General features: G+C 38.0%; 11 protein-coding genes and 1 pseudogene. 5 read left to right on the plus strand and 7 right to left on the minus strand.

Translation table 11 applies throughout. The features are described from left to right. The first annotated feature begins 28 nt into the window (after positions 1–28). Positions 29–901 carry a D-alanyl-D-alanine carboxypeptidase gene (locus CALSC_RS21415; protein ID WP_235006882.1) on the plus strand — a complete coding sequence of 291 codons (873 nt, stop codon included), beginning with the start codon at positions 29–31 and terminating at the stop codon, positions 899–901. A gap of 496 nt (positions 902–1,397) precedes the next feature. Here the strand turns inward: CALSC_RS21415 and CALSC_RS21420 are convergent, their stop codons facing one another. The 7 genes and pseudogenes from CALSC_RS21420 to CALSC_RS21450 form a co-directional block, all read right to left on the minus strand. After that, a complete protein-coding gene (locus CALSC_RS21420) occupies positions 1,398–3,302 on the minus strand; it encodes a bifunctional serine/threonine-protein kinase/formylglycine-generating enzyme family protein (protein WP_088243294.1) in 1,905 nt (634 codons plus the stop codon). Positions 3,303–3,776: 474 nt separating this feature from the next. Continuing rightward, entirely contained in the window at positions 3,777–6,365 is a 2,589-nt protein-coding gene (locus tag CALSC_RS21425) for a CHAT domain-containing protein (protein WP_088243295.1), read from the minus strand. Positions 6,366–6,434: 69 nt separating this feature from the next. Continuing rightward, the gene (locus CALSC_RS21430; protein WP_088243296.1) at positions 6,435–7,757 is read right to left on the minus strand and encodes a hybrid sensor histidine kinase/response regulator; all 1,323 of its coding nucleotides are present in this window, start codon (positions 7,755–7,757) and stop codon (positions 6,435–6,437) included. Then, positions 7,754–10,549 (minus strand): CHASE2 domain-containing protein, encoded by a 2,796-nt coding sequence (locus tag CALSC_RS21435; protein ID WP_088243297.1) that lies wholly within the window; start codon positions 10,547–10,549, stop codon positions 7,754–7,756. Before CALSC_RS21435 ends, CALSC_RS21430 begins: the two co-directional genes overlap by 4 nt. 408 nt (positions 10,550–10,957) lie before the next feature. Then, on the minus strand, positions 10,958–11,713 hold the full coding sequence (locus tag CALSC_RS21440) for a DUF928 domain-containing protein (protein ID WP_159460661.1): 756 nt from the start codon (positions 11,711–11,713) through the stop codon (positions 10,958–10,960). A 726-nt stretch (positions 11,714–12,439) separates the two neighbouring features. After that, on the minus strand, positions 12,440–13,252 hold the full coding sequence (locus tag CALSC_RS21445) for an ABC transporter permease (RefSeq protein ID WP_088243299.1): 813 nt from the start codon (positions 13,250–13,252) through the stop codon (positions 12,440–12,442). 470 nt (positions 13,253–13,722) lie between these two features. After that, positions 13,723–14,604, minus strand: a pseudogene (locus CALSC_RS21450) (YifB family Mg chelatase-like AAA ATPase); the annotation flags it as partial. A gap of 207 nt (positions 14,605–14,811) precedes the next feature. Here CALSC_RS21450 and CALSC_RS21455 point away from each other — a divergent pair. The 4 genes from CALSC_RS21455 (at position 14,812) to CALSC_RS21470 (ending at position 19,692) form a co-directional block, all read left to right on the plus strand. After that, a complete protein-coding gene (locus tag CALSC_RS21455; protein ID WP_088243300.1) occupies positions 14,812–15,933 on the plus strand; it encodes a tyrosine-type recombinase/integrase in 1,122 nt (373 codons plus the stop codon). After that, a complete protein-coding gene (locus CALSC_RS21460) occupies positions 15,896–17,479 on the plus strand; it encodes a tyrosine-type recombinase/integrase (protein WP_088243301.1) in 1,584 nt (527 codons plus the stop codon). Before CALSC_RS21455 ends, CALSC_RS21460 begins: the two co-directional genes overlap by 38 nt. Further along, the gene (locus tag CALSC_RS21465) at positions 17,469–18,383 is read left to right on the plus strand and encodes a DUF6262 family protein (RefSeq protein WP_088243302.1); all 915 of its coding nucleotides are present in this window, start codon (positions 17,469–17,471) and stop codon (positions 18,381–18,383) included. Before CALSC_RS21460 ends, CALSC_RS21465 begins: the two co-directional genes overlap by 11 nt. Before the next feature lie 325 nt (positions 18,384–18,708). Continuing rightward, a complete protein-coding gene (locus tag CALSC_RS21470; protein ID WP_088243303.1) occupies positions 18,709–19,692 on the plus strand; it encodes a hypothetical protein in 984 nt (327 codons plus the stop codon). Positions 19,693–19,845: the final 153 nt, after the last annotated feature.

Raw genomic sequence — 19,845 nt, forward strand, 5'->3', positions numbered from 1 at the left:
TTCCGGGGTAATGGTAACAATAACCACGATGACTGCTGGTACAAACTTGGAGAGCTTGAACCGAGCAGAAGCTACTGTTGTTCAACAGCCCCTTAAAACTAATCCTGCCAAGTCCTTTCCCAAATCTATTCCTATCTACGTCCCGCAAATCAAGCCAAGATTTTGTCAAAAGAATCTGGAATCTGCCATTACATCCATCGTTAAAAATCCAAGTTTTAAGAGTGCAAGATGGGGAATCCTCATCAAACCGATTCAGGAAGCCAAGGCTCTTTATCAGTTCAACCCCAATCTTTCCCTAATTCCGGCATCAAATACCAAGCTATTGACAACAGCCGCAGCACTCAGAATTTATGGCAAGAGCAATCCAGAAAAGCTTGTCTCCCTTCGTCCTTTATTAACTGCGGTGAATCGCTACAGCAACAACAGTAAAGCCAACTCTCTTTTGCGCCGTATTGGGGGGCAAAGAGCTGCAAGAAACGCCCTCGATATTCTAGGCTTACATACCACTGGGTACAAACAAGTAGATGGTTCTGGATTATCTCGAGCTAATCGCGCCAAACCATCCACATTGGTATCCTTGCTTCAGGGAATGTATGTTGGCAATCTCAATAAAGTCAATAGAAGCCTTGAGAATGATTTATTTTACAACTCGTTGGCGATCGCTGGAGTAAACGGAACATTAAGAAATCGTTTTCACAATACCCTAGTTAAAGGCAGACTCTATGGTAAAACTGGGACTTTACGGGGAGTCAGAACCCTTTCAGGATACTTAGAAAATACTGACTATGGCACCATTGCCTTTAGCGTTATGGTTAATCAACCAGGGCAATCAGGAAGGCGACTGATTTCAGCTATAGATCGGATTCTGCTGCAAACAGCTCGGGTAAATCGCTGCGATTAGATACAGCATTTTGCAGGTAAATGAAGTACAAGACTACATAAGTAGTTAAACATAATTAATTACACAATGTCATTGCGAGTGTAACGGAGTGAAACGAAGCAATCGCAAGGGTTAGGATTATTTCGCGTAGTTTGTAATAATGGTAAATATTTTTGTTTGATTACTTACTAAAACTAAGAGTGGGATGGGCATCCCTGCCCGTCCAAATGTACTTTACGAAGATGAAATATGCTGTATATCTAATTTTTCGTTGAATCGGCTGTACTCGTTTAGGGAGCTTTCCAGCTTCCCATACCACATATTTTCAAGAATTGGTATTATTACTTATTACTTGTTACTTATAGCAATGGACATATTGGTTAGGACAATATTGTTCTACTCAAGAACTATCAACCAACAACTAACAACCACCAACCAACAACCACCAACTAACAACTAACAACTAACAACTATCAACTGAGAAACGTCCTAACTTCGGTGGCTATAGCTATATTACTCAACAATCTATCCAGTCCCAAAAATTCATCGCCACCCGAAATCCAGATATTCTCAATCCACCATCAGACTCATTCCAACTGCGACTAGCACTACGACACATATCCGGTGTAAAGTTCCAAGAACCACCGCGTAATACCCGACGATGTGCATCTCCACCAGTTTCCCAAACAGTACCATCAGTTGGTGCCCCTTCATAGTTATTATGCCAAGGATCGGCACACCATTCCCACACTAAGCCATGCATATCGTAGAGTCCAAAACTGTTCGCAACTTGGAAACTACCTACTGTGGTGGTTTCTTTGCGATATTTGCCATAACTACCCTGGGTTTGTGCCTTACCAGTGTTACAATTTGCTAACTTATTAGTAATAGTTTCACCAAAATGAAACGGTGTATTAGTTCCAGCACGACAAGCATATTCCCATTCGGCTTCACTGAGTAAGCGATAATTTCGCCCAGTTTTTTGTCCAATTCTGGCACAAAATTCCCTAGCTTCATGCCAAGAAACATTTTCTACTGGTCGATTTGCACCTCTAAACTTAGATGGATTAGGATGTAAATTTTGTTTGACTTTCGGTAAGGCTACCACTGCTCTCCATTGAGCCTGGGTAACAGGAAATTTACTGGCAAAAAAAGTTTCAATAGATACTGGGTGTTGAGGGCGCTCGTCTGCATCTCCTTCTGTGATTGGTGATCCCATAGTAAATGTACCACCAGGAATTAATACCATATTAATAATGATGTCATTCCCCAATTCCTCAGTAAAGAATTTGGCATTACAGCGATCGCTACTATTTTTGTTACCATTAATATCTACTGTCACCACCTCATATTCAAAAATTTGCAAACCAGATGGTGTGGATGTCAGCTTTTCTGGTTCGGGTTCTGGTAAGGTTTCGCGGATGATTTCTGGTTCTGGCTGAGGTAAAGTTGGTGATATTGTACTAGTAGAGCTGAGGATGGGTAAATTTGCTTTAGCACCGACTAAATCTCGTAAATCATTCAGTACTTCCGTCGCTGATTGATATCTTTCCTTGGGTAAATGTTTCAACAACTTATCCAGAATCTTTCCCAAACCCTCACTGAGAATAATACCTTTCTCCTGCAAAACTTCTCGCCATAACCAATCACCATTCATGGCATCATAAAGACGGTCATGAATTTGCCCATGAGCATCTTGTTCCGGTAAAGTTTGAGTAATCATGCGGATACAAGTAACACCCAATGCATATAAATCGCTTGCTTGACAAGCAAACCCAGCCATTTGTTCACTAGGAGCATAACCAATAGTGTATATTGCCGTTGCTTGTCTGGCTAAACTAGTTTGTGTTACCTGCTTAGCTCCCCCAAAGTCAATTAATACCAATTTGCGATCGCTATGACGGCGGATGATATTATCTGGTTTAATATCTCGATGAATCACATTACGGGAATGAACAAATTCCAGTACCGACAACAAATCGGTTAACATTTCTACAATGTCTGCTTCATTAAAGGACTTAGTCAGGAGTTCTTGCAGTAAAGTTTGTCCCTGAATCAATTCCTGCACCAAGCACAGGCTTAAACCTTGCTGAAAATAAGCCAGTAATTTGGGAATTTGTAAGTGATTTTCGCCTAACTCATACAGGTGAACGGCTTCCTCCTTAAATAATTCGGCAGCTTTAAGTCTTGCTCCCGTTCCCTGCACTTGGGGAAAGAATTGCTTAATTACACAAGGAACATTCAGTCTATCTACATCTTCTGCGGCATAAGTTTTACTAAAACCACCTTCTCCGATGAGAGAGAGTACGCGGTAACGGTTCCTAAGGAGGATACCAAATTGATTTGACCCGCAGCTAGTGCAAAATTGATTGCCTTCAGCATTGAAGGGATTGGAACAATTGGGATTTTGGCAGATTCGCATAACTAACGGGATATTGCATCTTTTCCACAGTTAGCCCCAATATTTTTAGATTTTAAAAAGATATTTAGATTCTTTAGCAATGCCATACACCTATCTCTACGCTTACCTAAAACTTAACAAGATAGATGTCAGCATATCAGTTAGTTTTCTATTTAATTATTTGCGGCTTTAATTTTCCGTTAAAAAAATATTATCTCAAATGCTTAGATTTAGTCAAGGGTAGGAGAGGAGTGTGGGAAGTGTGGGGAGTGTGGGAAGTGTGGGGAGTGATGGAGGGAAAGAGTGATGGAGTGATGGAGTGAAGGAAAATTACAATTCCTAACTCCCAACTATCAACCATCAACTAACAACCATCAACTATAGCACTACGCAATTACGTTAGGACATTGCTGAAGGCTGAAACCTATGAACAGTAAACTTATTACTTATTACTTATTACTTATTACTTGCGCGTAGCGCTATATCAACTCCCAACTAAACCCAGTTTCCTACCAAGACAAAAGGTGCCCAATAAAAGGGATGCTGGAAGTCAGGGTCTTTTAAAAAGTTAATTTGAGTTTGCCGCACAGCTTCGGCTTTATTTGCACCAGGTTTACTTAGTTGTTTGTAAAACTCAGCCATAAACTTGGATGTAGACTCGTCTTTTACTGACCACAGAGTAGCTAATGTACTACGTGCTCCAGAACGGACGGCTACCCCTGCTAATCCTAAGATTGCCCGGTTATCTCCTTTTGCGGTCTGACATGCACTGAGCACCATTAATTCTACAGGCATTGAGTCTAATTTGTTCCTTCTTTGGAATAACTCATCCAATTGTTTGACCTTAATTTTCCCATCCCAAGTCAGTATAAAAGTATCATCAGAACTACTGCTAAATTGACCGTGGGTAGCAAGATGGAGAACAGAAAAGGGTGTAGTTTGAATCACATCTTGCAGGTTGGTGTCTGTAAATCTTTCATTCAAAAGTTCCTTGGTGGCAACTTTTGCTGAAATTTGTTTCACCTCAGTTTTAACTCCTGGCAAAGCTTTAAAGCCTTGACGAGCTTCACTAACGGCAGCAGTAATCACTTTTAGCTTTTCTTCCTGGAGGGATTTCCCTTGCAATAATTGCATTCCTGGAGATAGGGCAATACTATATTTTTCCACTAAATACTGTTTCCCATCATACAAAGCCGCCATCGGTAAGTTTCGCAAAGAACCATCCAAAACAAACGCCAGGGTTTTGATGCCGCTATTAGCTAATTGAGATTCTGCTGGACGAATTAACCAGTCATACAACTGCTGATAAAGTCTTAATCTTTTTCGGTCAGATAATACCGGATTCAAGGCACGTCGCATCTGTTGGATGCTTTTCTCTACCTCAGACTTCGATAGTAAAGTTTGGTAGTGGGAGAGGGGCTTTCCGGAAATAGACAGAATTACCTCTACACGATCAGGTAAAATAATCGGATAAATGACGGCTGCGGTGGGATCTATTTGGTCAATTTGCTGGGGTTTAGCATTTAAACAAGCTTCTTGAAAGAAGTTATCTAATTCTGCCAGTTGTAGAGCTTCAATGGTGTCCCTAGCTTGTTTTAATTTTTTTTGGGATATTTCTCCTTTTTTGTCTTCGTCAGATAGGAGTAAACTGACGAACTCCCGATATATGGGTTCTACTTTTTCTTGGAAAGAAAACTGGACACCACGATTAACAGCTACTAAGTCACCCCGTAAAGTTTTCAGAGTTTTCAAGGCAGAATCATATGCTGCTATTGCTCCTTGATTATTCCCTTTCTGTTTGAGAATCTGACCAACTTGCCAAGCTGCTTGGTAAGAAATATCACCAGCATTCAGACTCTGGGAAATCTGTAAGGCTTGTTGGGATAGCTTTAAAGCTTCTGGCAATTGTTTAGTTTGTTGATATAGTTTGCCTAACTCATTTAATGCATAGGCTTTAGCTCGCAAATCTCCCAAATTATCTGCTTGTTTCAATGCCCGTGCCAAAATTTGGGCACTATCTTGATAAATGGTGGATTTATCTTGATTATCTTGCTTTGCCAACCGAGAAAGGCTAGTGGCAAAGTTAACGGATGCATACACAGATGTACGACTAGGAGTCAGGCTGGCTAATTGGGGTTTAATGGACTTGAGTAAAGACTGAGCTGGTTGCCATTGTTTGTTATCTATATGCAAACTCAGTTGATTTAATCGGGCTTCTACTTGTAAATTGCTATTAGTAGCTGTTGCTGCTGCTTGTTTATAGTAGTCCAATGCAGTGGGAGTTTGTTGTAAATTTCTGGCAACATTGCCCAAACTGAGGAGAATTTTACTAGTATCTGCTTGAGAGTTCAACTTTTTAGCGATCGCTAATCCTTGAGTTAAAACTGTCTGGGATTCTTTAATATCTCCTGTTGTCTGTAATGCTTCTCCCAGACTTTGCAATCCCTTAACTTTGAGTAGGGAATCTGGTTGATTTTGTAACTCTCCATTGATATTAGCTAATAATTTATTTGCTTGGTGATATAAACCTAGAGCCTGGAGAGCTTGAACCTGATTGATTTTACTACCTATTTCCCCAATGGGATCATCATTAGACTTATAGGCTTTAGCTGCATTTTGCCAAGCTTGTAAAGCTGCTTCTGTCTCTCCCATAGCAATTTGGAGACTTCCTTGAATATTAAAAGCAACTGCCAAAGTAGCAGTATTTTCTTGCTGTTTTTGTAACAAATTTAGGCTGTGGGTAATTGCATTTTTAGCTTGTTGCCACTTTCCTAAATTTTGATAACTCAAAGATAAGTAATTTAGGCTCCAAGCTTGATTGATAATGTTTCCTTGTTTCTGGAAGTTAGCAGCAGCTCGTTCCCAGAATTGGGCTGCTTCTGTGAAACGTCCTGATTCTAAAAGATTTTTACCTTGGTTAAACAATGATTGGGGATTTTCAGTCCTTTTAACTATACTTGAGGATAAAGAATTATTGGTATTCAGTTTTAGTTTAAAATCAGTGCGTGCCAATGCTGGAAAGCCAGTAGTAATAAATAAGGTGAGTAATCCTATGCAAACACTATATTTAATATGTCTTTTCATGATTGCTTAAATTTTATCAGGAATAAAATTAATAAAAATATTTATAATGATTAATGAATCAAAATATAATTATTTAATTGGTAACTCAATAATAAATTCAGTTCCTTTTCCCCATTGGGAGATGCATTTTAATTGTCCTTGATGTTTATTTTCGACAATTTCCTGGCTAATAGATAAACCTAATCCGGTGTTGCCTTCAATTGATTTAGTGGTGAAAAAGTGCTCGAATACTTTTTCTTCTACATCGGGATTTATGCCACCAGCATTATCTTTAATAGATATAGTGATATGTGTCATTTCTTCATTATATCCAGTAGAAAAAGTCAAGATATTTTCTCGCATATCTTCTGCCCAATCATTCATATTTGCCTCAAATTGCTCAAAAGCTTCAACCGCATTCGTAATAATATTCATAAATACTTGGTTGATTTCTCCTGGATAGCATTCAATATATGGTAACTGCTCATATTCTTTAAGCACTTTGATTTCTGTTTGTAGCTTGTTACTTTTAAATTTATTATTTAAAATAATACAATTACTATCAATGCACTCGTTAATATCGATATATTCCTTATGAGCAGAATCAGGGTTAGCAAAAGTTCGCAAACTATTACTAATTTTACAAATACGTTCTAAGCAAATTTTTACCGATACTTTAAAGTCATTGATATCTTCAATAGTTTGTTCTAGATCAATCTTTTTTGCATGGTTAATAATCTCTAAATTCGGTTGAGGATAGTGCTTTTGATACAGGTTAAAATGCTCCTTAAAATCAGATATATAGTCATTCATTAATTCCAAATTACCAGTCATAAAACCTAAAGGATTATTGATCTCATGGGCAATACTTGAAACTAATTCACCAATAATAGACATTTTCTCATTTTTGATTGTCTGTAATTGTGATTGCTTAAGATTGGTCAAAGTATCAGCTAATTCTTTAGTCCTTTCTTCTACTCTAGATTCTAATTCCTGATTCTGTAATTCTAGCTTTTTAGTCAAATAACGTAGTTTTAAATGCACAGTAACCCTAGCTAAAACCTCTTCTGTTTGAAAAGGTTTAGTGATGTAATCCACTGCTCCTATAGATAAACCTCTAACTTTATCGACAGTATCAGAAAGAGCAGTCATAAATAAAATTGGAATATCATGAGTGCCAGGACTTGCTTTAAGTCGTTGACAAGTTTCAAATCCATCAATTCCTGGCATCATAATATCTAATAAAATTAGATCAGGATGAGCATATTCGGCTTGTTCAATGGCACTTTCACCGTCAGTAGCTACTAAAATTTCCCAGCCAGAAGCTGCAATAGCTCCACATAGAACCTTTAAGTTGGTGGGATTATCATCAACTACTAAGACTACAGCTTGCGAAAATTCAGTATTTTTCATAGATGCACCCTATCAAAAGATTTAACAAACTCACGAATTTTTTTTATTTGAAAATTATCCGCTAATTGCCGAATATATGTACTAAATGGTATAAACTTATCATCCGATACTTCTATCTCATCCATTAATTGGTACACAGCTCCAATATTTCCTCTCATTGCTAAATCAAAGAGTTTATCTAGTACTTCTGGTGATGGTGTAATTATTTTATCAATATCAGGGGATAATTTTACTTGAGAATTTATATTAGTAGTTGAGACTAAATTATTCGTGGATTGTTCATAAATCCATTCTAAATAGAGAAATTTTTGTAATATCTGTAATAATTCATTTCGCTTCACTGGTTTCGGTAAAAAATAATTTGCTCCAGCAGCAAAACTTGTTTCTTGGTCGTCCTTAAAAACGCTCGCAGAAGAAACAATGATTGGTAAATCTTTATGTAATGCATTTTTCCTAATATGTTCAATCATTTCTAATCCATGCATCACTGGCATTGATAAATCAGTAATAATTAAATCTGGTTTAATTTCTACCAATTTGTCTAAGCCCTCTTGACCATTATTGGCCTCAAAACAAGAAAATCCGAGAGCTATCAACATATTAACGATGAGTTGACAATTTTCTTGGCGGTCATCAACTATCAAAATTTTGGGATTTTTGTCTTGAATCCCAATAATTTTTTGATCTACTATATTTGATTGCGTTCCTAAGAAGTCTTTAGCTATTTCTAAATCTACATCAAACCAAAATTTACTACCTACTCCCAAATTACTTTCAACATTGATTTGACTTTCCATTAAGCTGACAATCTTATGACTAATTGCTAAGCCTAATCCTGTCCCTTCTGCTTGCTTTTTTTTATCACCTACCTGTTCAAAAGGAATAAATATTTTACTTGCTTGGTCTGGTGTCATCCCCACGCCAGTATCTATAACCTCAAAGCCAATTTTCCGAATTGATTTCTGCTGATTTTCGTGATCAGATTGCTTATCAACTAAGCAATCATTTAAATTTTCCTTTTGTACATAATTAATTTTGAAAGTAACTCCCCCATTTTCTGTAAATTTAATCGCATTTCCCAGCAAATTAATTAATACTTGGCGTAGGCGTTTTTCATCTGTATGAATTCCTTCTGGTAAATGTGGATCTATTTGACAAGTAAAGTTAATACCTTTTTGTTCAGCACGAATGCGGCATATTTCCGCAACCCCCGTTAAAAAAGAAGGGAAGTGAACATCACTTTTGTGTAGCTCTAGTTTGCGAGCCTCTATTTTCGATAAATCCAAAATATCATTAATCAAGGTAAGGAGATGGGAACCACACTGATGAATAATGTTAACACCATCTAATTCTGCTTTCTTTAAAGGGTAATTTTGCAGAATTTGTGCATATCCCAAAATCCCATTTAGAGGTGTACGCAGTTCATGACTCATATTTGCCAAGAACTCACTTTTGGCTTGATTGGCGACATCCGCAGCAACTTTGGCTGATTCTAATTCTTGGGTGCGTTCCTTAACTTTTTCCTCCAAATTCCGAGAATATGATTGTAGCTGCTGGTTCGCTTGTTGTAGCTGGGATTGTTTATAAAAATTACTAGTGATGATTGCAGATACAACTAGAGCCAGTAATGGTGACACTACAGGAATCCACCAACCGGATAAAAAAATTATATAACTACTAATAATTAAAGTTCCCGTGGCTAGTGTCATACCTAAAATAGGTAATCCCCATAAAGATTGTTTACGTGTAGAATTAATCTGTAATAATTGCCAACTAATACCACTACCAATAAAAGACCAACATATTACCCACAGCCATTCCCCTGAGGAAGACCAGATTTGTATTAGAGTTCTATTATCAACTGCTGCACTAATAATTTGACTAACTATATTTGCATGAACTACTACTCCAGGCATAAGTTCTCCTGTATGAGTTGCTGTATCGCTATAGCCAACACTAAAGAAGTCATTAATACTTTCGGCTGTTGTACCAATTAAAACAATGCGATTGCGAATTTGGTCTGGGGATACAGAATCATTTAATACATCTCGGATGTTTACCATCTCAAATGTTTCTTTGTAACCCCGATAATTAAGTAATATTTGGTATCCTCCTAAATCGTCATCTCGATAAATAAAGTTATCTCCTTGTAAGGGGTTAAAGACTGCTTTTCCTAAACGTAAGATAGTCCCCTGGTCATCCATATATTTAGGTTTAATATTCTTTGATTCGAGATACATTTGACTCAATCTAGCAGCTAGGCCTAAAAAAAGTTGACCATCATCATCACCAGCAGTAATCAATGCTCTGCGGACTTTACCATCTCGATCCAAAATTGTATCAGCAAGGGCAATTTGATTAAGTTGCAATAGGGTAGGAGATGGTGGCACCTTTTTCCCAATCATTTTTTTCACACCAATTAAGTTTGGTGTACTCTCCATCACCTCTATTAATTGCTGAGAGCCTTGTCCTACTGGTAAATTTCGATAAATATCCATGCCAATGGCAGTTGGTTTTTGAGCTTTGAGTTTAGATATTAGTTTAGCTAAAACTGCATCTGGAATAGGCCATTGACCCAATTCAGCAATGTCTTTTTCCTCAATTTTGACGATGAGAATGCGTTTTTCTGGTGGTTCAGCAGGACGTAATGCCATCAATTTTTCTAGACTTGACCATTCTAATAGCTGGTATAAACCTGTAAGACTCCCAATCATAATACATATAGCTACACTGGGGGCTGTCAGGAAGACAAAACGCCACTGCCAAAGATAAACTTTTAATTTATACCACATTTATATTGCGTAATGGTAGACATGGATAATAGAAAAGAAAATGGAAAATATAGAATAATAATTTCTTAAAATTGGATTTTTAAATAATTTTGTAATTATCTCTCCTGCTAAAAGAAGACAGAAGGCTAAAAAGCTGATAATCCAAACAGGTTATTTATGAATGTAATGATGTACTATGTATATTTATACCCAAATTTTTTTTAGTCTTGATCGGTATATACTCTGAACTAAGGTTAATATATGTCAATTTTTCATTTTCTTCGAGACAAAATAGGAGGGGAAAAAGAGATTGACCAAATTATGATCAGACCTATCTACAGTTCAATTTACATACGTTTAAGCCCGCATTAGCGGGCTTTGATAGAGTTAGTTATTTATTAACAATGAATTGAAACTAGAAAATTATCATTAATCTATGAATGGTTGTTCTGCAAATTCTTTGAGTCCGACATTTTTATCTTCTAACAAAGCTGTCCAAGTTTTCTTTAATTCCATATTGTCAGGCTGAGATTGCCTTAATTCCATCAAAGTAGAGAGCATATCAACCCAAATACCAGCTTTAGCGAGATTTTCTACTGATTTAAGGTCAAGGGACTGAGTTTGGCTAATAGTATTAGATACGGGTGAAACTCGCTCAATCCATCCTTGGATAGAAGGACTATCTGGCTCTACATCTGTATTGTCACCACAAATTAAAGAAATAGACCATTTATACTTAACGCCTTTTACTAGTTCCGATGCAGAATCAGGAATATTTATTTTCATTACACCTGACTTTTGAGGCAAAGTCAAATATGTTTGATAATGTTCTTCTCCTGCTTGATCATTAATAACAAATAATGCTTTTTTCGCATTACTTTCAGGAATAAAAGCAAGAAGAGTTGGACGACTCATTCGTGTGAGACCAATATTACTTTTTGGCATCAATGGTGTCATCACGTCAGTAACGGCTTTTGTTTGGGCAATGCCACAGCTATTCCCATCTCTTGAAGCTCCTCCTTTGATGATACTTTTTCTGGGAGCTCTTCGACCAGGAGGGGGATTCCAGAAGGAGACTGTTTGTGTCCCAGGTATTCCTGCAACACTTGGTTTCATTAAGAGTGGTACAAGAGAGCTTGACAGTAAAAATGCTATGGCAAATAGCAGATATTTATTTTTATGCATACACTTATTTGCTTTTGTGCATTTGTTAAAACAATGTTTTATATCATCTGTTGCTAAACTCACTACAGACAACATAATACTAGTTTATGTGTATATTTTTGAAGTGGCAACTGATAGGACATACTATTTATTTTTAAATCAGAGAATAATTAATTCAGTATAATTACTGCGAATTTAATTAACTTTTTATAAAGTTATGATGTCGCTATGTCACAAAATAGCAATTACTCAGATGATTTTATCCCACGATTCAATTTATTTTATGTAGAAATAATAGTTTTGGCGTATAGGATTATAATCAAGATGACTAATTAGGATGTAAGTATTTCCCTCACAAATATGATTTTATCATCCATAGTTTGTCAGATGAATAAATCTGATATATTGCGAATACAAATCCATTTAGTTCTTGCTATAACTAGCAAATCAGCTCTTCATCGTCAATTTTTCATCATCCCCACACAAATTTATGCTTGACATAAACTTAACAAATCAGAAAAAGCGAATTAATAACAAACTATTAAGTTCATTGATAAAATATCTAGATAAAAAATATTAGTAGTCTAATTTATATATTGTTAAATTTAGATTTTGTTTATATAAAGTTATATCATGTCCGCCTGATTACTTATGAGATTGCCATCCATGCGAAAATCACCCAAACTCTTTTCCCCTGCTCTCTGCCCCCTTGCAGCCCTAATGATAAATATTTAACCAGACATGATATTACTTATTGATGGTGCTTTTTTCCCCTGCAAGGCGAATCAATTCCGCCACCAATACAACTATTGCAGAGAATACAATTAAAATTAAGCTGAGAGCATTAATATCTGGTTTCACACCTGTTCTGATCCGGCTAAATATTTCTATGGGCAAGGTATTAGAACCACTACCAGCAGTGAAGCTAGCAATCAATAAATCATCTAAACTGAGGACAAATGCTAGCAAACAACCAGCAATAATCCCAGGCATTAGTTGGGGTAATAGGGCTTGGAAAAAAGCTTGTACTGGTGTTGCACCTAAGTCTAATGCAGCTTCTTCTAAATGAGGGTCTAGGTTGTTAAATCGAGAAGATACAACTAAAGCAATATAAGCCAGACAAAATACGACATGAGCCCCAATAATAGTTGATATATTCAGAGGAATGGCAAAGGTTGCTAAAAATACTAAGGTAGATACTGCGATCGCAATATCAGGGATAATCAAAGGTAAGTAAGTAACTCCTTGGTACAAACCCTTACCAGGAAAGCGATAACGTGCCAAGCCTACAGCCATCAAAGTTCCAAAAACTGCTGAAATGCCTACAGCACTTAAGGCTACTATTAAACTATTCTTTAAAGCCGATAAAATTCGCTCATCATTGAACAATTTTCCATACCAATCAAGGGTAAACCCCTGCCAATCAGCACTATAGGGAGACTTGTTAAAGCTGTAAACAGCAAGCACCAGAATCGGCAAATACATAAATAGAAACATTAGTAGGGAAAAAATTGCTTGCCATGAAAAACGCAGCTGGTTATTAGGTGGTGATATGTTCATAATTTATGGATTCACATCATGTCCGCTTAAATACTTATCATATCTGTGGTAATTTTACCTTCTCTCTAGTCAAGGTTTCCTACCCCTACTCTCACTTCTAAGGGACTTGCAAATAAAAAAATAATCAATCGTTATGAATGCAGGAGGCAGGGAGCAGGGAGCAGGGGGAGGGAAAGTCATTTTGGTGACAAAAATTGGGTAATTTATTTCTTGGAGTTCCCTAATACCAATTTGAAAAATGATTGCGGCAGATGGAAAGAAAGAAAAGCTTATGTAGTAAATCTTTCACAATCTAAATCTAAAGTCTAGGGGTTGCTGAATAAAGAAATGAATTTGTCTCACCCAGAGGCGCAGAGAACAAGAGTTTGAGAGACCTGATTTTTAAATTTCATATTCCAATTCAGCAATGCCAAAATCTAAAATTCAAAATCCAAAATCGTATTACCACTACCGCCTCTACACTCCTCCACTCACTGCATCCTATCTATAGTGCGATACTGTATAGCTTCGGCAACATATTGAGTTTTGATATCCTCATCTCCGGCTAAATCTGCAATTGTTCGTGCTACCTTGAGAATGCGATCACTTGCCCGTGCTGATAAACCTAGTTTTCTAATGGCACTTTCTAATAAGTTGCGACTGGCATCATCTAACTGACACCATTTATATATGTGGCGGCTCTGCATCTGTGCATTACAACGCAGATTTTCTTCTCCTAGGAACCGTTTCCCGGCCCGAACCCGTGCCTTTTGCACCCTCTCCCGAACGGATGCAGAACCTTCCCCTGTGGGCTGTTGAGTAATTTCCTCTGGTTTAAGACGATTCACAGCCACTTGTAAATCAATCCGATCCATCAATGGTCCTGATAATTTTGCCCAATATTGCTCTCTTTGTCTGGGAGAACAGGTACATTGCTGGATAGTATCGCCATAATAACCGCAAGGACAGGGGTTAGTACTTGCCACTAAGGTAAACTGTGCGGGAAACATGACAGATTGTCTGGTGCGAGAAATTGTGACTAAACCATCTTCCAAGGGTTGGCGCAAAAACTCCAATACATCCCGTTTAAATTCTGTTAACTCATCTAGAAAAAGTACACCTAAATGTGATAAAGAAATTTCTCCCGGACGGGGATAACTACCGCCACCCACCAAAGAAGGACCCGATGCTGAATGGTGAGGACTGCGGAAAGGGCGTGAGCGAACTAAAGAACCACGGTTTTTTAATAAACCAGCTACAGAATGGATCCGAGTTACTTCCAAAGCTTCAGAAAACTCCAACGGTGGTAGGATTCCCGGTAAACGCCTTGCTAGCATGGTTTTTCCACTTCCTGGGGGTCCCACAAAAATTAATAAACAACAGCACATTAAAAAGAGTCTTTAAAGTAAACAACAACAACTTGACAGTAGTTATTCTCTCCTTGTAGACTAAAAACAGTAATCAAGTCTACAAAGTAAAAACTGTCTACAAAGAATAGACTTTTCCAAAACGTGTGTGCTTGATCAATAAGTATAACGACCCATTTTTTGGGTCGCAAAGCGTCTATCTACTGAATTAGCATGAAAGTCCAAAGGGTGCGATTAGATGGCGACAAGGTAACTTGGCTAGTCATAGGAGATGACTATTTACCAATTGAACCCATTCAGCAATTTCTAAATTACTTAAGGAATATTGAAAGAAGTCCTAACACTATAAGGTCTTATGCATATCACCTCATGCTTTACTGGAAATATCTTGATGAGGTGAGTGTTGATTGGACAAAAATTGACATCCCTAAGTTAGCAGAATTTATCCACTGGCTGAGAAGCCCAACTGGTAGCGTGATATCACTTCAGGAGCAAGAGTCAAAGCGAACAGAAGCGACTGTGAATTTGATTCTGACTTCTGTCTGTATGTTATACGATTTCCACGAGCAAGCGGGAAACGTTTCAGAAATATCTCTTTATCGCTCACAATTCGTACCCAACAGAAGATATAAAAGCTTTTTGCATCACATCAATAAAAGCAAGCCAACTAAAACTCGCTTGTTAAAACTAAAACAGCCCAGGCTTCAACCAAAGACAATTACTCCGGGAGAAGCGGAAAAACTTGTCAGTGCTTGTAATCGCATAAGGGATAAGTTTTTGGTATGTTTGATGTATGAAAGCGGAGTTAGAATTGGGCAAGCTTTAGGGCTAAGGCATGAAGATATTCAATCCTGGGATAACATCATAAAAATCATCCCCAGAGATGACAATGTTAATGGTTCCCGTGCCAAAACGAAAGATCCTTATGAAGTCAACGTTTCAAAAGACTTGATGGGACTTTACACTCAGTATTTGCAAGAAGAGTTTATGGAAGTACTAGGTGATAACCTGAGCGATTACGTTTTTGTAAACCTTTGGGATGGGAAAGTTGGCTCTCCTATGACTTATAGCAATGTAATGGCTCTCTTCTGTCGCCTCAAGAGGAAAACGGGGATAGCTATAACTCCCCACAGGCTTCGCCATAGCCATGCTACAGAACTAATTCGTGAAGGGATGCCAATGGCTTATGTTCAGAAACGATTGGGGCATTCCAGCATTCAAACCACTATCAACACTTATGTTCATGTCAGCAACGAAGACATGAAGCATGAATATCAAAAATATCTAGAAAATAGAGATGAGTCAAGCACAACCAATATTCCAGAAGTCGATTAAACTTACTACTCCTCTTTTCTGTCCAAAGTGTAGTAGTAAGAATGTGGGCAAGAACGGGAAAAATTCTTCAGGAAGCCAAAGTTACATTTGCAAACAATGCAAAAAGATATTTACCCCAGTAGTTAAAGAAGAGGTTGAAAGGGTTGTTAATCCTAAACTGGAATACCTAAAAGATATTTGGGATTGTCGATGTTTAGGGATTGACGGTGGCGTAGGCAAGTCAAGTTACAAATTAAACTTTACACACTTATTCCAACCGTGGTTACGCAAAACAGCCAAAGCTTATCTAAAAGTCTGCTTAAGTTCCATAACATTCGCCTCTGTGCAAGAAAAGCTTTATTCGCTTAGAAGACTATCAAGTTTTTTAACTTCAGACTACCCGCGCATTGAGCCAGAGGATATCGACCGGAAGGTAATCACTGATTTCACAATTCATTTGGCAAGCCTGAAGTTAGCTTCAAGTACACGATATAAAATTCTTAGCGATACGCGGCTATTTTTTGACGCAGCTTACCAGAACAAATGGCTTAATGTATCGAGGTATCTTGTTCGTCCTGAAGACTTCCCCAAGCAAGAGAAAAGCGTTCCTCGGTATATTCCAGAAGTGGTTATGCAGCAGTTAAACGAGCATCTAGACGACCTGGCACTACCAATTATGAGAATGGTTTTAGTGCTTCAGGAATGCGGGATGCGTATTTCAGAGTTGGTAAATCTGAGTTTTGATTGCCTTTTACAAGACAAAGCTGGTGACTGGTTTTTGAGATATTACCAATTCAAGATGAAGAAGGAGATAACAATTCCCATCTCACGGGAAGTTGTTAGAGTCATCCAGGAGCAACAAAAGTATATCCGTCAATACTTTACTCAAGAAGAGTTTGATTATTTGTTCTCTGCTAACAAAGGTGCAGCAACCCCTAACTTTGTCCCATCACCTTCTGTTATGGAACGCCGTACTCTACCTAGGCATCTCAACCGATTAGCTAAGAGGCACAACATTTGTGACAGTCCTGGGAATATTTGGCATTTTCAAACCCATCAATTTCGCCACACCGTAGGAACGCGGATGATAAACAACGGCGTTCCTCAGCATATAGTCCAGAAGTATCTGGGTCACGAGTCGCCTGACATGACATCTACTTATGCCCATATTCACGACCAAACCATGAAAGAAGAGGTTGCTAAATTTCATGGCAAGGTAGTGAACATATCGGGTCAAGTTGTTGAGGAAGTTTGCCCGGAAGTAGAAATTCAAGATTTGCAGTGGTTTAAGAAAACGATTCAAGCTCAAGCATTACCTAATGGCTCTTGCGCGTTACCAACTATTTCCCAAGGTTGCCCCCATGCTAATGCCTGTTTAACCTGTACACACTTCCGCACCACTAAAGAGCATATTGACAAGCACAAACAGCAGTTAGAGCAAACTGAACAAATCATTGAGAAAGCTAATGCTAATGGTTGGGTGCGGCAAGTGGAGATGAACGAAAAAGTCAAAACCAATCTAGAAAACATTATTTCAGCATTAGAGGGGAAAGTAGATGGCAATTAAGAGGAATGTTAACGGGCTGCGTAGCAATGCTCAAAAGAAGCGACAAGAGGCATTCAATAAAGTTGAGCAAGGAATCCAGCAACTGCTTAAAGATAAACAAGCTATTAATTTTAATACAGTTGCCAAAGCTGCGGGATTAAGCAAAGCATGGCTGTATAAGGAGCCGGAAATCAAAGCTAGGATAGAGCATCTAAGGGAAAATCACTCAAAAACCAAAGTTATACCGCAAAAGCAAAGAATATCAGATTCATCAAAAGATGCGATAGTTAAAACTTTAAAAGAAAGAGTCAAAAAGATTGAAGCCGAGAACAGGGGACTGCGCGAACAGTTTGAAGCGATTTATGGTCGAGTTTTATACACTTCTGAGCTTGAAAAACGCTTAGAAGCACTAGAAGCAGAAAACTTGAAGTTAAAAGAAGAACTCAGTATATGCCATAATCAATTGTTTAAACCTTCGCCAAATAACAATCCTAATGTTGTCCAGTTTTCAGTAAAACAATCAAAAGGAGAAGTTAGCGATGCTATCGAAAATGAGTTAGATGATCTGGGAATTAAGCTAACCAAGACGCTGGCTAACAAAATCAAAAATTCAACGGAAGAAGCTGTTTTAATTGCGATTCAAGCACTAAAGCAGCAACTACAACACCAAACTATTAGAAGTCCTGGGGGATGGTTGGCGAGTGCAATTGATAATGGATGGCAACCTAATCAAGCTATCGGTGAAGAGAACGTTACGGATAAATTTGGTCAATGGTATCATTTAGCACGAGAGCAAGGAATTGTTACCGCAAGCCGGAAGGAAGACGACGGTACTATTTTGGTTAGAGAAAACACTGGGCAGTGGGTAGACTTTGAAGAGTTTTCGTCTAAATGGACACTTGAGTACTTGCGTTCAAGAATGTGAAGTAGGTAGACGATAGGTTCAAAATTCTAGATGTCCAGAATCAGTTGAAATTTGGCTCTAAATTGGTCACAATGCGCTAAAAAACTAAAGCTAATATGGGGTTAAAACTTTTTAATTGATTGAGAAAGATTCCAGCCTTCCATCAGCGATAAATTCATGGTATACATAATTAGGAGGCATGTTCTAACTCGAACCCTACCTCCTAATTAAAACTATATAGACTTGGAATCTAACGGAGTAAGTAAAGTGATTTTCCACCCCACGTTGCTTACGCTGTTAGAAGACAAGTTGACACTGCCCCTATTACAAAAAAAGGAGGCTTTATATGTCTAAACTACTTCATAGTTTAGATGACAATGTGCTGTGCAGTCAACTCTCTAATATAATTCAGTCTGCCGATGATGTCACTAACAAACTTACAGCAGAAAGGCTGCTAGAACTTCCTTCGATAAAGCGAAAGGCTATTTTTGTTGTGAACGCTCTAGAAAAGCCCAAAATAAAGTTGGTAGCCGACGAACTTGGAGAAGATCGTCGTAAAATTGGCAAAGTTTTAAAGGGGTTAGCTGAGGACGACAATATACTTAGCTATTTTGAGGATGAGAATGAAAAGCTAAAAATCTATCCGTCAAAAGTCTATTTTATTTCAGATGAGCAGATTAACAAGCTCCTTAGTTCAACCGATATAGTAAGCACATCAAGTAGCTCCAGTCAGGCGGATATTTTCGCTGAAGAAGTTGCAGGTGCGGACGTTGATTTAAAAACAATTAACGTGGCTCCAAGCGAGAATAAATTTATAAGTAGAGAAGATGCCCAGCATTTCTACCAAAAAGTTCCAACTTTACCGTCAACAGCTCAGAAAATTATCTCTGTGCTAAATGCAACGGCGAAAACAGCTAAAGCCTTTTCAGAAGAGCTTGGATGCGATAAGACTACTGCGAACAAGTATCTAAAACAGTACTGGGATTTGGGAGTGGCACATAGGGCACAAATGCCTTCATCCAGCACGGGTAGAGGCAGGGGAGAGTTTTTGTATTTTTTGAATCCCAGTATTTCTCCAGAAATCAAAAATCAATATTTGCATTCTGCACAAGCTAATAGTGAAGAGGTTGCCATGAGTACAGATCATGCCCAGCAAACGCCAGCAGAACAATCTGTTGAGACTAATTTTGACGAACCATTTGACACATTTGAGGAACTAAGCAAGCTTGCGAACCTTTTGGATCAAGTTGATAAATGCGAAACAAAATTACGAATACATCTTGGAGACAAAGTGGAAAATCTGATATTGAGACTTAAAAACAAAAGTTGAGGAGGTAAAGCGGTGCAATTTATTTTAACCGCTTTACCTGGTCATGGGCGGCGCTTGGTGCCAGTCGGGTCTCCTAAACTCAGTGCTGAGGGATTCAATTTCCCTGCCGTCCACAATCCTTACTGCCATTTTAATGGATGTTAGGAAAATTTT

The organism is Calothrix rhizosoleniae SC01 (assembly GCF_900185595.1).
GTDB lineage: Bacteria > Cyanobacteriota > Cyanobacteriia > Cyanobacteriales > Nostocaceae > Calothrix_A > Calothrix_A rhizosoleniae.

Excerpts from the sequence above, each read along its gene's own strand:
- CALSC_RS21415 (WP_235006882.1), top strand. The coding sequence starts at position 29 with ATGACTGCTGGTACAAACTTGGAGAGCTTGAACCGAGCAGAAGCTACT.
- CALSC_RS21420 (WP_088243294.1), bottom strand. The coding sequence starts at position 3,302 with ATGCGAATCTGCCAAAATCCCAATTGTTCCAATCCCTTCAATGCTGAA.
- CALSC_RS21425 (WP_088243295.1), bottom strand. The coding sequence starts at position 6,365 with ATGAAAAGACATATTAAATATAGTGTTTGCATAGGATTACTCACCTTA.
- CALSC_RS21430 (WP_088243296.1), bottom strand. The coding sequence starts at position 7,757 with ATGAAAAATACTGAATTTTCGCAAGCTGTAGTCTTAGTAGTTGATGAT.
- CALSC_RS21435 (WP_088243297.1), bottom strand. The coding sequence starts at position 10,549 with ATGTGGTATAAATTAAAAGTTTATCTTTGGCAGTGGCGTTTTGTCTTC.
- CALSC_RS21440 (WP_159460661.1), bottom strand. The coding sequence starts at position 11,713 with ATGCATAAAAATAAATATCTGCTATTTGCCATAGCATTTTTACTGTCA.
- CALSC_RS21445 (WP_088243299.1), bottom strand. The coding sequence starts at position 13,252 with ATGAACATATCACCACCTAATAACCAGCTGCGTTTTTCATGGCAAGCA.
- CALSC_RS21455 (WP_088243300.1), top strand. The coding sequence starts at position 14,812 with ATGAAAGTCCAAAGGGTGCGATTAGATGGCGACAAGGTAACTTGGCTA.
- CALSC_RS21460 (WP_088243301.1), top strand. The coding sequence starts at position 15,896 with ATGAGTCAAGCACAACCAATATTCCAGAAGTCGATTAAACTTACTACT.
- CALSC_RS21465 (WP_088243302.1), top strand. The coding sequence starts at position 17,469 with ATGGCAATTAAGAGGAATGTTAACGGGCTGCGTAGCAATGCTCAAAAG.
- CALSC_RS21470 (WP_088243303.1), top strand. The coding sequence starts at position 18,709 with ATGTCTAAACTACTTCATAGTTTAGATGACAATGTGCTGTGCAGTCAA.